This is a genomic window from Lysobacter sp. K5869, assembly GCF_018847975.1.
Lineage (GTDB): Bacteria > Pseudomonadota > Gammaproteobacteria > Xanthomonadales > Xanthomonadaceae > Lysobacter.
On sequence record NZ_CP072597.1, the window covers coordinates 2227419 to 2241835 of the forward strand.

Here is a 14417-nt window from a genome sequence, read left to right on the forward strand (position 1 = left end):
CCGGCCGCGGCGGGCTGGACCGTCTGGTCGAAAACCTCGGCGACGGCTTCGCCCGCCTGCGCGAGGAGCGCAGCCGCAACAACAAGCCGCGCGGCCGCAACCTGCAATTCAACCTGCGCAACCGGCTGATGCTGGTCGGCGGCGCGCTCGGCCTGTGCGCGGTGGCGCTGGTCGGCCGCGCGCTGGACCTGCAGGTCATCAGCAACGATTTCTATCGCCAGCAGGGCGATGCGCGCTCGCTGCGCGAAATCCCGATCCCGACCTCGCGCGGCATGATCACCGACCGCAACGGCGAGCCGCTGGCGGTGTCCACGCCGGTGGAATCGGTGTGGGCGAACCCGAAGGAACTGGCCAAGAACACCGAGCGACTGCCCGAGCTGGCCAAGGCGCTGGGCGTGGCCCAGGACGAACTCGCGCGCAAGCTGGCGCAGCGTTCGGGCAAGGAGTTCATGTACCTCAAGCGCCGGATCAACCCCGACGAGGCGCGCCGGATCCTGGCGCTGAAGGTGCCGGGCGTGTTCTCGCAGCGCGAGTTCCGCCGCTTCTACCCGCAGGGCGAAGCGATGGCGCACGTGCTGGGCTACACCAACATCGACGACCGCGGCCAGGAAGGCCTGGAGCTCGCGTTCGACCACGAACTGCGCGGCAAGCCGGGCAGCAAGCGGGTGATCCGCGACGGCGCCGGCAACATCGTCGAGAACGTCGATCTGGTGCGCAGCGCCGAGCCGGGCAAGGACATCACCCTGACCCTGGACCGCCGCATCCAGTACCTGACCTACCGCGAGCTGCGCCGCGCGCTCAACGACACCGGCGCGTCCAGCGCGTCGGCCGTGGTGCTGGACATCGAAACCGGCGAAGTGCTGGCGATGGCCAATCTGCCGACCTACAACCCGAACCTGCCGGGCGCGGGCAACCGCGACACGCACCGCAACCGCGCGGTCACCGACGTGGTCGAGCCGGGTTCGACGATGAAGCCGATCACGGTGGCCGCCGCGCTCAGCAAGGGCACGGTGACGCCGGCGACCCTGGTCAACACCACGCCGGGTTGGATGCCGAACGGGCGCTATCGCATCACCGACACCCACAACAACGGCGTGCTGACCGTCACCGGCGTCATCACCAAGAGCTCGAACGTGGGCGCGGCCAAGCTCGCGCTGCCGTTGCCTAACGATTACTACTACCAGTTCATCCACAACTTCGGTTACGGCAGCAAGCCGGGCAGCGGTTTTCCGGGCGAATCCTCGGGTCTGCTGGCGCCGCCGCAGCGTTGGAGCGGCACCACCAAGGCGACGATGTCCTACGGCTACGGCCTGTCGGCGACGCCGCTGCAGATCGCGATGGTCTATGCGGCGATGGCCAACGGCGGCCAGCTGATCGCGCCGACCTTCGTCAAGGGCCAACGCAACGAGGGCAAGCAGGTGCTCGAGCCGGTCGTGGCCGGCGAAATCATGCGCATGATGCAGACCGTGACCGAGCCGGGCGGCACCGCCAAGCAGGCGGCGATCCTGGGCTATCACGTCGCCGGCAAGACCGGCACCACGCGCAAGTTCAGCGCCACCGGCGGCTATTCCAAGAAGTACGTGTCGCTGTTCGCCGGCGTGGTGCCGGTGGAGAAGCCGCGCTTCTCGATGGTGGTGGTGGTCAGCGAACCCGATCCGACCAAGAAGGGCTACTACGGCGGTTCGGTGTCCGGCCCGGTGTTCCGCAACGTCATGGACGGCGCGCTGCGCCTGATGGACGTGGCGCCGGACGACATCGAAACCTGGCTGGCGGTGCAGGCCGCGGCCGAGGCCAAGCGGCAGAAGCAGAACGGCGGCAAGCCCGCCGGCCCGGTCGTGCCCGCGGCGACGCGCGCGGCCGCCGTCGCGCCCAAGCCCAAGCCCGCGGTCAGGCCCGACACCGCGCCGCTCGCCGCCGGCACCCCGGCCGCGGTGGCGCAAGCCTCCGCACACGGAGGCGCGCGATGACCCGCTCGATGCGGCTCGCCGATCTGTTGCCCGACGTCGCCGGTATCCCCGGCGATCTGCGCATCGATGGGTTGGTGATGGACAGCCGCGCGGTGCGTCCGGGCGACGCGTTCGTCGCCATCGCCGGCTTCGGCGCGCACGGGCTCAAGTTCGTCGATCAGGCGCGCGCGGCCGGCGCCGCGGCGATCCTGTTCGAACCGCCGGCGCCGGACGATCTGCCCGCGCCGGCCGACGCCATCGCCGTGCCCGGGCTGCGTTCGCGCCTGGGCGAGATGGGCGACGCCTTCCACGGCCGCGCCAGCGAGGCGATGAGCGTGGTCGGCGTCACCGGCACCAACGGCAAGACCTCGACCGTGCAGCTGATCGCGCAGGCCTGGCATTTGCTCGGCGTTTCCTGCGGCACCGTCGGCACGCTCGGCGCCGGCTTGTACGGCCAGGTGGTGCCGAACGGCTTCACCACGCCGCTGGTGCTGCCGCTGCACGAGTTGCTGGCCGGCATGCGCGACGCCGGCGCGACCGCGGTGGCGATGGAAGTGTCCTCGCACGCGCTCGACCAGGGCCGCGTCGCCGGCGTGCATTTCGACGTCGGCGTGTTCACCAATCTCACCCGCGACCATCTCGACTACCACGGCGACATGGCCAGCTACGGCGCGGCCAAGGCGCGGCTGTTCGCGTGGCCGGGGCTGAAGGCGGCGGCGATCAATCTCGACGACGAGTTCGGCCGCGAGCTGATCGCGCAACTGCCCAAGCGCGTGCGCGGCATCGGCTTGAGCTCGCGCGGACAGGCCGGCGCGACCCTGCGCGCGGACAAGCTGAGCTTCGACAGCCGCGGCATCGGTTTCGATCTGGTCGCCGGCGGCAAGTCGCATCCGGTGGCTTCGCGCCTGCTCGGCCGCTTCAACGTCGACAACCTGTTGGCGGTGGCCGGCGCGCTGTACGCGCTGGAGCAGGAACCGGCGACCATCGCGCGGATCCTGTCGCAGCTCGAACCCATCCACGGCCGCATGAATCGCCTCGGCGGCGACGGCCGCCTGCCGCTGGTGGTGATCGACTACGCCCACACGCCCGACGCGCTGGAACAAGCGCTGGCCTCGCTGCGCGCGCACGCGCAGGCGCGGCTGATCTGCGTGTTCGGCTGCGGCGGCGAGCGCGACCGCGGCAAGCGCCCGCAGATGGCGGCGATCGCCGAACACGGCGCCGATCTGGCCATCGTCACCGACGACAACCCGCGCGGCGAGGACGGCGACGTCATCGTCGCCGACATTTTGCAAGGCTTCCGCGATCCGCAGCGTGCGGTCGTGCTGCGCGACCGCCGCGAGGCGATCGGGCGCGCCATCGCCGAAGCCGGCCCCGACGACATCGTGCTGGTGGCCGGCAAGGGCCACGAGCCTTATCAGGAAATCCACGGCGTGCGGCATCCTTTCGACGACACCTTGATCGCGCGCGCCGCGCTGGAGGCTCGCGCATGAAGCGTTTGAGCCTCAGCGAAATCGCGCAGCTCACCGGCGGCCGTTTGCACGGCGCCGATGTCGCGATCGACGCCGTGTGCACCGACACCCGCGCGCTGCCGGCCGACGGCGCGGCGTTGTTCGTCGCGCTCAAGGGCGAGCGGTTCGACGGCCACGATCACGTCGCCGGGCTGGCCCGCACCGCGGTCGCCGCGGCATTGGTGTCGCGCGAAATCGACGCGCCCATCGCCCAGGTGATCGTCGCCGACACCCAGCAGGCGCTGGCCGATCTGGCTGCCGGCGTGCAGGCGCAGCGCGCCGGCAACGTCGTGGTCGCGATCACCGGCAGCAACGGCAAGACCAGCGTCAAGGCGCTGACCACGGCGATCCTGGAGCGCGCCGGCAAGACCTACGCGACCCCGGGCAACCGCAACAATGAGATCGGCCTGCCGCTGGCGGTGCTCGACGCGCCGGAAGACGCGCGCTACTCGATCTACGAGATGGGCGCCGGCAAGCCGGGCGACATCGCGTACCTGGTGCGCGTGGCCAAGCCCGACGTGTCGCTGGTCAACAACATCGCCCCGGCGCATCTGGAGCGCATGGGCAGCCTGCTCGGCATCGCCGACACCAAGGCGGCGATCTACGACGCGCTGGCGGCCGATGGCGCCGCGGCGATCAATGCCGACGATGCGTTCGCGCCGTATTTCGAGCAGCGCGCGGCGGGACGGCGGGTGATTCGTTTCGGCTTGGACGCCAGCGCCGAGGTCACCGCTTCGGACGTTCGCGTCGGCACGGAAGGTTCTACGTTCGCGCTGGTCACCCCACTGGGTCGCGCGGAGATCGCGCTGAAGATGGTCGGCCGCCACAACGTGCGCAACGCGCTCGCCGCCGCCTCGTTGGCGCTGGGCGCGGGCGTGTCGCTGCAGCACATCGCCGACGGCCTCAACGCCGCGCAGCCGGTCGACGGCCGTTTGATCACCCACCGCCTGCCCAACGGCGCGGTGCTGATCGACGACAGCTACAACGCCAACCCGGGTTCGACCGGCGCGGCGATCGACACGCTGGCCGAGATGGGCGGCGAGAACTGGCTAGTGCTCGGTGCGATGCGCGAGATCGGCAACGAGGAAGTCGCCATGCACGCCGAAATCGGCCGCCGCGCCAAGGCCGCCGGCCTGCGCCGGCTGTACGCGCTCGGCGAACTGCCGGCGGCCGCGGCCGCCGCGTTCGGCGAGGGCGCGCGCACCTTCGCCAGCCACGACGAACTGGCCGCGGCGCTGAGCGCGGAACTCGCCGCCGGCGTGCGGGTGTTGGTGAAAGGTTCGCACAGCAGTGCGATGGACAAGATCGTGACGGCGTTGTTGTCGGCACACCGGCCGGGGGAGGGCACGACGCATGTTGCTTGAATTGACTCGATGGCTCGAACAGCTGCAAAGCCTGTTCAACATCTTCGGATACCTGACCTTCCGCGGCATCCTCAGCGCGCTGACCTCGCTGGCGCTGTCGCTGTGGTGGGGCCCGGCGGTGATCCGCAAGCTCGGCCAGCTCAAGGGCGGCCAGCCGATCCGCAAGGACGGCCCGCAGTCGCACTTCTCCAAGGCCGGCACGCCGACCATGGGCGGCGCGCTGATCCTGTTCACGGTGATGGCCTCGGTGCTGCTTTGGGGCGATCTGCGCAATAAGTATGTGTGGATCGTCTTGCTGGTGATGCTGGCGTTCGGCGCGATCGGTTGGTACGACGACTGGATCAAGATCGTCCGCCGCGATCCCAACGGTTTGAAGTCGCGCTGGAAGTACCTGCTGCAGTCGATCTTCGGCCTCGCCGCCGGCCTGTACCTGTGGCTGTACGCCGACGTGCCGGCGGCGACGACCTTCTACGTGCCGCTGTTCAAGTCGGTGGCGTTGCCGTTGGCCGGGGTCAGCTTCGTCGCCCTGGCCTATCTGTGGATCGTCGGCTTCTCCAACGCGGTCAACCTCACCGACGGCCTCGACGGTCTGGCGATCATGCCGACCGTGCTGGTGGCTTGCGCGCTGGGCATCTTCGCTTACGCCTCCGGCCACGCCGAGTTCTCCAAGTACCTGCAGATCCCGGCGGTGCCGGGCGCCGGCGAGCTCATCATCATCTGCGCGGCCATCGCCGGCGCGGGCCTGGGCTTTTTGTGGTTCAACACCTACCCGGCGATGGTGTTCATGGGCGACATCGGCGCGCTGGCGCTGGGCGCGGTGCTCGGCACCATCGCCATCATCGTGCGCCAGGAACTGGTGCTGGTGATCATGGGCGGCATCTTCGTCATCGAAACCCTGTCGGTGATGATCCAGGTCGCCTCGTTCAAGCTGACCGGCAAGCGCGTGTTCCGCATGGCGCCGATCCATCACCACTTCGAACTCAAGGGCTGGCCGGAGCCGCGCGTGATCGTGCGCTTCTGGATCATCTCGGTGGTGTTGGTGCTGGTCGGTCTGGCCACCCTCAAGGTCCGCTGATGGAAAACACCGCGCGCCAGGCGACGAGACTCGAAGCGATCCACGGTCGTTACGACCCGTGGCTGCTCGCCGCGTCCGCGGCGCTGGCGTGCGTGGGCGTGATCATGGTCGGCTCGGCCTCGCTGGGCGTGGCCAACACCCATGCGGTGGACCCGTTCTATTTCCTCACTCGCCACCTGATGTTCCTGGCGATCGGTCTGGCCTTGGGCATCTGGCTGATGCGCACCGAGCTCAAGACCATCGAACAGCACAACCAGTGGCTGCTGCTGGTGTGCGTGGTGCTGCTGGTGGCGGTGTTCGTTCCGGGCATCGGCCGTCAGGTCAACGGCGCGCGGCGCTGGATCAATCTCGGCGTGATCGGCTTCCAGGCGGTGGAAGCGGTCAAGCTGCTCTACATCATCTGGCTGGCGAGCTACCTCAAGCGCTTCAGCGAGGACATCTCGGCCACCTGGGGCGCGATGCTCAAGCCGATCGGCGTGGCCATCGTGCTGGTCGGCCTGTTGCTGATGCAGCCGGACTTCGGTTCGTCCTCGCTGCTGCTGGCGATCACCGCCGGCATGCTGGTGCTGGGCGGCGTCAACATGCCGCGCATGTTCGGCCCGGTGTTGATCGGCCTGCCGGTGCTGGCGGTGATCGCCATCGCCGAGCCCTACCGAGTGATCCGCCTGACCTCCTTCATGAACCCGTGGAGCGACCCGTTCGGCACCGGTTACCAGCTCACCAACGCCTTGATGGCGGTCGGCCGCGGCGAGTGGACCGGCGTCGGCCTCGGCGCGTCGGTGCAGAAGCTGCAGTACCTGCCCGAAGCGCACACCGACTTCATCATGGCGGTGATCGCCGAGGAATTCGGCTTCGTCGGCGTGATCGGCGTGGTCGGCCTGTACGCCTTGCTGGCCGGCCGCGCGCTGTGGGTCGGCTTGAAGTGCGTGGAGATGCGCCGCCATTTCTCCGGCTACATCGCCTTCGGCATCGCGCTGTGGATGAGCTTGCAGAGCTTCGTCTCCATCGGCGTGAACCTGGGCCTGCTGCCGACCAAGGGCCTGACCTTGCCGATGATTTCCTACGGCGGCTCCAGCGTGCTGATGAGCTGCGCCGCGCTCGGCGTGCTGCTGCGCGTGTCCTACGAACTCGACCGCGCCCAGCGTCAGGTCGCGCGCCTGCGCGGCGAAGCCGCCGGCGGCGCGCCGGCGACCGCGAGCCCGGCGCCGGCCGCGGCCGCCGCGGGCGCTGCGCGCGGCACCAGCCGCCTGCGCGACCGGGTCGAGCCCGCGCTCGGGAGGACCGCATGAGCGAGCCGCGCAAGAACTCCAGCGAGCGGCCCGTGCTGATCCTCGCCGGCGGCACCGGCGGGCATATCTTCCCGGGGCTGGCCGTCGCCAAGGCGCTGCGCGCGAAGGGCGTGCCGGTCGCTTGGCTCGGCGCCGACGGCGGCATGGAAACCCGGTTGGTGCCGCAGCACGGCATCGACATCGACACGCTCGCGATCAGCGGCGTGCGCGGCAAGGGGCTCGCCACGCTGCTGCGCGCGCCGCTGCGCATCGCCGCCTCGGTGCGCGCGGCCGGCCGCGTGCTGCGCCAGCGCCAGCCGCGCGCGGTGGTGAGCTTCGGCGGTTACGCCGCCGGCCCCGGCGGCCTCGCCGCGCGGCTGGCCGGGCTGCCGCTGATCGTGCACGAACAAAACCGCGCGCCGGGCATGACCAACCGCGTGCTGTCGCGTCTGGCGCGGCGCGTGCTGACCGGTTTCCCCGACACGTTCGGCCCGAACGACGACGTGGTCGGCAACCCGGTGCGCGCGGAAATCGCCGCGATCGCGCCGCCGGCGCAGCGCTTCGCCGACCGCAGCGGCCCACTCAAGCTGCTGGTGCTGGGCGGCAGCCAGGGCGCGCGCGCCTTGAACCGCGCGGTGCCCGAAGCCGTCGCCGGCCTGCGCGGCCGGGTGCCGTGCGAAGTGCGCCACCAGTGCGGCGAGAAATTGCTGGCCGATGCGCAGGAGGCTTATGCGAAGGCCGGCGTCGCCGCGTCGCTGGAGCCTTTCATCGCCGACATGGCGGCCGCATACGCGTGGGCCGACCTCGTGGTCTGCCGCGCTGGCGCGCTGACCTTGGCCGAACTGTGCGCGGCCGGCGTCGGCAGCGTGCTGGTGCCGTTCCCGCAAGCCGTGGACGACCACCAGACCAAGAACGCGCGTTACCTGGTCGACCGCGGCGCGGCGCAGTTGCTGCCGCAGGCCGGCGACGACCTCGGCGCGCGCCTGTCGGCGACCATCGAAATCCTGGCCGAACGCGGCGTGCTGCTGCAGATGGCCGAAGCCGCGCGCGAGATCGCCAAGCCCGATGCGGCCGAACGCGTCGCCGATGCGGTGCTGGAGGTGGCGCGATGAGTATTCGAGCGGGGAACGGGGAACAGGGAACAGGGAATGGGCAGTCGCCCGTTCGCTGGGCCGTTCGCCGGTTCGTTCCAAACATCACTACAAGATCGACGCGTTTGCCTCCATTCCCTAATCCCTATTCCCCATTCCCGGATTCAACGCCATGAGCACCGCCCTCCGCCGCCGCCTGCAGCACACCGGCGATCTGGCCAAGGCGTTCCCGCGCGTGCACTTCGTCGGCATCGGCGGCACCGGCATGAGCGGCATCGCCGAAGTCATGTGCACGCTGGGCTATCAGGTCTCCGGTTCGGACATGGCCGACAACGCCGTGACCCGTCGCCTCGCCGCGATGGGCGCGACCGTGCACCGCGGCCACGCCGCCGCGAACGTGCTCGGCGCCGACTGCGTGGTGGTGTCCAGCGCGATCAAGCGCGACAACCCCGAACTGATGGAAGCGCGCGCCCAGCGCATTCCGGTGGTGCCGCGCGCGGAAATGCTGGCCGAGCTGATGCGCTTCCGCCGCGGCATCGCCGTGGCCGGAACCCACGGCAAGACCACGACGACCTCGCTGACCGCCAGCGTGCTGGCCGAAGGCGGCATCGACCCGACCTTCGTGATCGGCGGCAAGCTGCTCGCCGCCGGCGCCAACGCCGGCCTCGGCGGCGGCCAGTGGCTGGTGGCCGAGGCCGACGAGAGCGACGGCAGCTTCCTGCGCCTGAACCCGCAGATCGCCATCGTCACCAACATCGACGCCGATCACCTGGAGAACTACGGCGGCGACTTCGCCAAGGTCCAGGCCGCGTTCGAGGAGTTCCTGCACCGGCTGCCGTTCTACGGCCTGGCGGTGCTGTGCATCGACGACGCCAATGTCGCCAAGCTGGCCGCGGACACCCCGCGCCACGTGATGACCTACGGTTTCAGCGAAGAGGCCGACGTGCGCGCCGAGGACGTCAGCCAGCACGGCGGCGCGATGCGCTTCACCCTGTGCCTGCCCGACGCCACCCGCACCGCGGTGACCTTGGCGCTACCGGGCCGCCACAACGTGCTCAACGCGCTGGCCGCCGCGTCGGTGGCGTGGCAGCTCGGCGTGCAGCCCGAGGCGATCGCGCGCGCGCTGGAGAAGTTCGCCGGGATCGGCCGCCGCTTCAACCTGCTGGCGCAGATCAAGACCGAGAAGGGCGCGACCGTGCAGTTGGTCGACGACTACGGCCATCACCCGAAGGAACTGGAAGCGGTGTTCGCCGCCGCCCGCGGCGGTTGGCCGGACAAGCGTCTGGTGGTCGCGTTCCAGCCGCACCGCTACAGCCGCACCCGCGACCTGTTCGACGACTTCGCCGCGGTGCTGTCGTCGGTGGACGCGCTGGTGCTGACCGAGGTCTATCCGGCCGGCGAAGCGCCGATCGCCGGCGCCGACGCCAAGTCGCTGGCGCGCGCGATCCGCGCGCGCGGCCGCATCGACCCGGTCGTGGTCGGCGCCGCCGGCGATCTGGCCAGCGTGCTGCCCGACGTACTGAACGACGGCGATCTGCTGTTGCTGATGGGCGCCGGCGACATCGGCGCCGCGGCCCAGCAACTCGCCAGCAACGGTTTCCAAGGAGAGTCGAAGTGAGTGTCGTGAAGTTCGCCCCGCTGCGCGTCACCGATCCGGCCGTGTTCGGCCGCGTGGCCGTGCTCATGGGCGGCACCAGCGCCGAGCGCGAGGTGTCGCTGGATTCCGGCCGCGGCGTGCTCGACGCGCTGCGCTCGCGCGGCGTGGACGCGTTCGGCGTCGACGGCATTCCGGCGTTGATCGAACACATCCGCGTCGGCGGCGTCGACCGCGTGTTCAACATCCTGCACGGCAACAAGGGCGGCGGCGAAGACGGCGTGCTGCAGGGCGTGCTCGAAGCGCTCGGCGTTCCCTACACCGGCTCGGACGTGCTCGGTTCGGCGCTGGCGATGGACAAGATCCGCACCAAGCAGGTGTGGATCGGCTCCGGCCTGCCGACCCCGCGCTTCAAGCGCATCGCCAAGGGCGACGACGTGCACGCCGCGGCGCAGGAAATCGGCTTGCCGGTCATCATCAAGCCCTCGTGCGAAGGCTCCAGCGTCGGCGTGTCGCGGGTGCTGAAGGACGCCGACATCGACGAAGCCGTGGATCTGGCCGCGCGCTATCCCGGCGAGATGCTGATGGAGCAGATGATCGTCGGCGACGAACTCACCGTCGCGGTGCTGATCGACGGCGAGGGCTACACCGCGCTGCCGTCGATCCGGATCGTGCCCAAGGGCGAGTGGTACGACTATCATGCCAAGTACATCGCCGAGGACACGCAGTACCTGTGTCCGGGCCTGGACGGCGCCGCCGAAGACGAAATCCGCCGCCTGGCGATGCAGGCCTTCGTCGCCGCCGGCTGCAAGGGCTGGGGCCGCGTCGATTTCATGCGCGACCGCAGCGGTAAGTTCTATCTGATCGAAGTGAACACCGCGCCGGGCATGACCAGCCACTCGCTGGTGCCCAAGGCCGCGCGCCAGATCGGCATCGAGTACGACGAGCTGTGCTGGCGCGTGCTGGAAGCCACCGTGATCGCGGGAGGTGGCGCGGCGTGAACGCTCTGCTGCGGCTGGTCGGGTGGGTGCTGGCGCTGGCTCTGGTGGCGCTGCCGGTCGTGGCCGTGTTGAACGGCTGGATCGGCGCGAACCAGTGGCCGCTCAAGCGCCTGCGCGTGACCGGCGAGTTCGAGCGGGTGGACGCGACGGCGCTGCGCAAGACCTTGCTGCCGTTCGCCCAGCGCGGCTTCTTCGCGGTCGACCTGCCCAAGGCGCAGGACGCGGTGTCGAAGCTGCCGTGGGTCGAGCGCGCCGAGGTGCGCAAGCGCTGGCCGGACGTGCTGGAAGTGACGGTGATCGAGCACAAGCCGTTCGCGCGCTGGGGCCAGGACCGCTTGCTGTCGGAACAGGGCCGCCTGTTCCCGATCGGCCAGCACTTGCAGGTGCCCGACAAGCTGCCGCAGTTCGGCGGACCCGACGCCCGGGTCGCCGACGTGGTGGCGCTGTACAACGAATCGCGCGAACTGTTCGCCCCGGTCGGGCTGGAAGTGCGCGATCTGGAAGTCGATCAGCGCGGCAGTTGGACGATGGGCCTGAGCAACGGCGCGCGCATCGTCATCGGCCGCACCGAGCAGCGTTCGCGCCTGAGCCGCTTCGTGCACATGCTGCCGCAGCTCACCGCGCAGAAGGCGCAGGTGCTCGAACGCGCCGATCTTCGCTACACCAATGGTTTTTCGCTGACGTGGGCGCCGGCGCAACAGGCGCCGGCGGCCGCACCGAAGCAGCAAGGACAGTCATGAACCGCAAAGGCGACAAGTCGCTCATCGTTGGCCTCGACATCGGCACCTCCAAGGTGGTGGCGCTGGTGGGCGAGTATTCGCCTGGAAATCCGATCGAGGTGATCGGCATCGGTTCGCACGAATCGCGCGGGCTTAAGCGCGGCGTGGTCGTGGACATCGAATCCACCGTGCAGTCGATCCAGCGCGCGATCGAGGAAGCCGAGCTGATGGCCGGCTGCGAGATCCGCTCGGTCTACGCCTCGATCTCCGGCAACCACATCCAGTGCCGCAACTCACAGGGCATCGCCCCGATCCGCGACGGCGAGGTCACCTACGGCGATCTCGACCGAGTGCTGGAAGCGGCCAAGGCGGTGGCGATCCCGGCCGACCAGAAGATCCTGCACGCGATCCCGCGCGACTACGTGCTCGACGATTCGCAAGAAGGCATCCGCAACCCGGTCGGCATGACCGGCGTGCGCCTGGAGGTGCACGCGCACCTGGTGGTGTGCGCGCAATCGGCCGCGGCCAACATCAGCAAGTGCGTGCAGCGCTGCGGTTTGCAGGTGGACGACCTGATCCTGGGCGTGCTGGCTTCCAGCAACGCGGTGCTGACCAACGACGAGCGCGAGCTCGGCGTGATCCTGGTCGACATCGGCGCCGGCACCACCGACATCTCGGTGTTCGTGCAGGGCGCGATCGCCCACAGCGCGAGCCTGCCGATCGCCGGCGACAAGGTCACCGAAGACATCGCCCACATGCTGCGCACGCCGACTCCGGAGGCCGAGCAGATCAAGGTCCGCTACGCCTGCGCCTTGGCGCAGATGGCGACCGCCGAGGAATCGATCCAGGTGCCCAGCGTCGGCGACCGTCCGCCGCGGCGCATGCCGCGCCACTCGCTGGCGCAGGCGGTGCAGGCGCGCTACGAGGAAATCTTCGAAATGATCCAGGCCGAACTGCGCCGCTCGGGTTTCGAGCACCACGTGCGTGCCGGCATGGTCCTGACCGGCGGCGCCGCGAAGATGGAAGGCGTGGTCGAGCTGGCCGAGGAAATGCTGCAGATGCCGGTGCGCGTGGGCATTCCCCAGCACGTCACCGGCTTGGGCGAAGTGGTCGGCAATCCGGTCCACGCCACCGGCGTGGGCCTGCTGCTGATGGGCAGCCAGATCGAGAACCCGCGCCGCCCGGTGATTTCGACCGGGCGCGCCGGGAGTTTCCTGAGCAAGTTGAAGAATTGGTATCGCGGGGAGTTTTGATGGAGCAGGGAATGAAAAACGGGAATCAAGGGAACAGGGAATGGCGGGGTGCGCCGCGGTCGGGCGCCATCGCTCCCCCTCTCTTCTCCCGCCGGCTCGATGCCCCGGGCCGCGAGGCGACTCGCCATTCCCTGTTCCCCTGATTCCCGCTTTTTGTTCCCGCTCCACCAAGCCGCACAGACGGCGCACCACCGCAGCAAGGTTCCCCCAACCATAACTAGCTGTACATAAAACACGAGGACGAGGACATGGCACATTTCGAATTGGTTGAAAAAATGGCCCCGAACGCGGTCATCAAGGTCGTCGGCGTGGGCGGCGGCGGCGGCAACGCCGTGGCGCACATGGTCAGCGGCAACGTCGACGGCGTGGAATTCATCACCGCCAACACCGACGCGCAGGCGATCAAGAACTGCGGCGCCAAACTGCAGCTGCAGCTCGGCAGCAACGTCACCAAGGGCCTGGGCGCGGGCGCGAATCCGGAGGTCGGCCGTCAGGCCGCGCTGGAAGACCGCGAGCGCATCATGGACGCGCTGACCGGCGCGGACATGGTGTTCATCACCGCCGGCATGGGCGGCGGCACCGGCACCGGCGCCGCGCCGGTGGTGGCGCAGCTGGCCAAGGAGATGGGCATCCTGACCGTCGCCGTGGTCACCAAGCCGTTCCCGTTCGAGGGCCGCCGCCGCATGCAGGTGGCGCTCAAGGGCATCGAGGAACTGAGCCACCACTGCGATTCGTTGATCACCATCCCCAACGAGAAGCTGATCACCGTGCTCGGCCGCAACGCGACCATGATCCAGGCGTTCCGCGCCGCCAACGACGTGCTGCTCGGCGCCGTGCAGGGCATCGCCGATCTGATCGTGCGTCCGGGCCTGATCAACGTCGACTTCGCCGACGTGCGCACGGTGATGAGCGAGATGGGTCTGGCGATGATGGGCACCGGCGCCGCGCGCGGCGACGACCGCGCTCAGGCCGCGGCCGAATCGGCGATCCAGAACCCGCTGCTCGACGACGTCAATCTGGCCGGCGCCAACGGCATCCTGGTCAACATCACCGCCGGCCCGGACTTCACCATGGCCGAGTTCGACGAGGTCGGCCGCACCATCGAGAACTTCGCTTCCGAAGACGCGACCGTGGTCATCGGCACCGTGCTCGACCCGGACATGCAGGACGAGGTCAAGGTCACCGTGGTCGCCACCGGCCTCAACCGCGTCGTCGCCAAGCAGTCGGTGCGCGGCCAGGGCCACGGCTTCGAGCGCGAAGCGCAGCGCGCGCCGATCCAGTTGGTGCGCAACGCCACCACCGGTCAGCCCGAGTTCTCGGCGATGGACGACGTCGGCCACGCGCCGATGCCGAGCTTCGGCGGCAACCTGCGCGGCAGCAGCGCCCGCCAGGAGCCGACCGGCCCGGCGGTGGCGGATTTCGGCAGCGACAACAGCTACCTGGACATCCCGGCGTTCCTGCGCCGCCAGGCGGACTGACGGCCGCGTGGGCAGGGCGCGCGGCGCGAACCCGGAACGGACGGCTGTAAACCGTCCGCGCCGCGGATCGTTGCCGGTGTTCGTCGCCCGCGTCGGCTAGCGGTATCCCCAGGGCCGGAC

Annotated in this window: 9 protein-coding genes and 2 pseudogenes; all 11 read left to right on the forward strand. The window is 69.6% G+C overall.

The window, feature by feature from the left end:
- Positions 1-128 precede the first annotated feature (128 nt).
- Positions 129-1989: pseudogene (locus J5226_RS09625) on the forward strand (penicillin-binding protein 2); the annotation flags it as partial.
- On the forward strand, positions 1976-3436 hold the full coding sequence (locus J5226_RS09630; protein WP_215840372.1) for a UDP-N-acetylmuramoyl-L-alanyl-D-glutamate--2,6-diaminopimelate ligase: 1461 nt from the start codon (positions 1976-1978) through the stop codon (positions 3434-3436). The pseudogene J5226_RS09625 and the gene J5226_RS09630, both read left to right, overlap by 14 nt.
- Entirely contained in the window at positions 3433-4818 is a 1386-nt protein-coding gene (gene murF, locus J5226_RS09635) for a UDP-N-acetylmuramoyl-tripeptide--D-alanyl-D-alanine ligase (RefSeq protein ID WP_215839697.1), read from the forward strand. The genes J5226_RS09630 and murF overlap by 4 nt, the downstream gene beginning before the upstream one ends.
- The gene (gene mraY, locus J5226_RS09640; RefSeq protein WP_215839698.1) at positions 4808-5893 is read left to right on the forward strand and encodes a phospho-N-acetylmuramoyl-pentapeptide-transferase; all 1086 of its coding nucleotides are present in this window, start codon (positions 4808-4810) and stop codon (positions 5891-5893) included. Before murF ends, mraY begins: the two co-directional genes overlap by 11 nt.
- The gene (gene ftsW / locus J5226_RS09645) at positions 5893-7182 is read left to right on the forward strand and encodes a putative lipid II flippase FtsW (protein ID WP_215839699.1); all 1290 of its coding nucleotides are present in this window, start codon (positions 5893-5895) and stop codon (positions 7180-7182) included. Before mraY ends, ftsW begins: the two co-directional genes overlap by 1 nt.
- The gene (murG, locus tag J5226_RS09650; protein WP_215839700.1) at positions 7179-8273 is read left to right on the forward strand and encodes an undecaprenyldiphospho-muramoylpentapeptide beta-N-acetylglucosaminyltransferase; all 1095 of its coding nucleotides are present in this window, start codon (positions 7179-7181) and stop codon (positions 8271-8273) included. The genes ftsW and murG overlap by 4 nt, the downstream gene beginning before the upstream one ends.
- Positions 8274-8424: 151 nt before the next feature.
- Positions 8425-9870 carry a UDP-N-acetylmuramate--L-alanine ligase gene (murC, locus tag J5226_RS09655; protein ID WP_215839701.1) on the forward strand — a complete coding sequence of 482 codons (1446 nt, stop codon included), beginning with the start codon at positions 8425-8427 and terminating at the stop codon, positions 9868-9870.
- Complete coding sequence (locus tag J5226_RS09660; protein ID WP_255323044.1) at positions 9867-10847, forward strand: D-alanine--D-alanine ligase; 981 nt, start codon at positions 9867-9869, stop codon at positions 10845-10847. Before murC ends, J5226_RS09660 begins: the two co-directional genes overlap by 4 nt.
- A pseudogene (locus J5226_RS09665) lies at positions 10844-11527 on the forward strand (cell division protein FtsQ/DivIB); the annotation flags it as partial. The gene J5226_RS09660 and the pseudogene J5226_RS09665, both read left to right, overlap by 4 nt.
- A gap of 56 nt (positions 11528-11583) precedes the next feature.
- A complete protein-coding gene (gene ftsA, locus J5226_RS09670; protein WP_215839703.1) occupies positions 11584-12819 on the forward strand; it encodes a cell division protein FtsA in 1236 nt (411 codons plus the stop codon).
- Between the two features lie 248 nt (positions 12820-13067).
- Entirely contained in the window at positions 13068-14297 is a 1230-nt protein-coding gene (ftsZ, locus tag J5226_RS09675; protein WP_215839704.1) for a cell division protein FtsZ, read from the forward strand.
- The last annotated feature ends 120 nt before the right edge of the window (positions 14298-14417 follow it).

What these genes read in the sequence shown, in the direction of transcription:
- J5226_RS09630 (WP_215840372.1), top strand. Translation starts at nt 1,976, where the DNA reads ATGCGGCTCGCCGATCTGTTGCCCGACGTCGCCGGTATCCCCGGCGAT.
- murF (WP_215839697.1), top strand. Translation starts at nt 3,433, where the DNA reads ATGAAGCGTTTGAGCCTCAGCGAAATCGCGCAGCTCACCGGCGGCCGT.
- mraY (WP_215839698.1), top strand. Translation starts at nt 4,808, where the DNA reads ATGTTGCTTGAATTGACTCGATGGCTCGAACAGCTGCAAAGCCTGTTC.
- ftsW (WP_215839699.1), top strand. Translation starts at nt 5,893, where the DNA reads ATGGAAAACACCGCGCGCCAGGCGACGAGACTCGAAGCGATCCACGGT.
- murG (WP_215839700.1), top strand. Translation starts at nt 7,179, where the DNA reads ATGAGCGAGCCGCGCAAGAACTCCAGCGAGCGGCCCGTGCTGATCCTC.
- murC (WP_215839701.1), top strand. Translation starts at nt 8,425, where the DNA reads ATGAGCACCGCCCTCCGCCGCCGCCTGCAGCACACCGGCGATCTGGCC.
- ftsA (WP_215839703.1), top strand. Translation starts at nt 11,584, where the DNA reads ATGAACCGCAAAGGCGACAAGTCGCTCATCGTTGGCCTCGACATCGGC.
- ftsZ (WP_215839704.1), top strand. Translation starts at nt 13,068, where the DNA reads ATGGCACATTTCGAATTGGTTGAAAAAATGGCCCCGAACGCGGTCATC.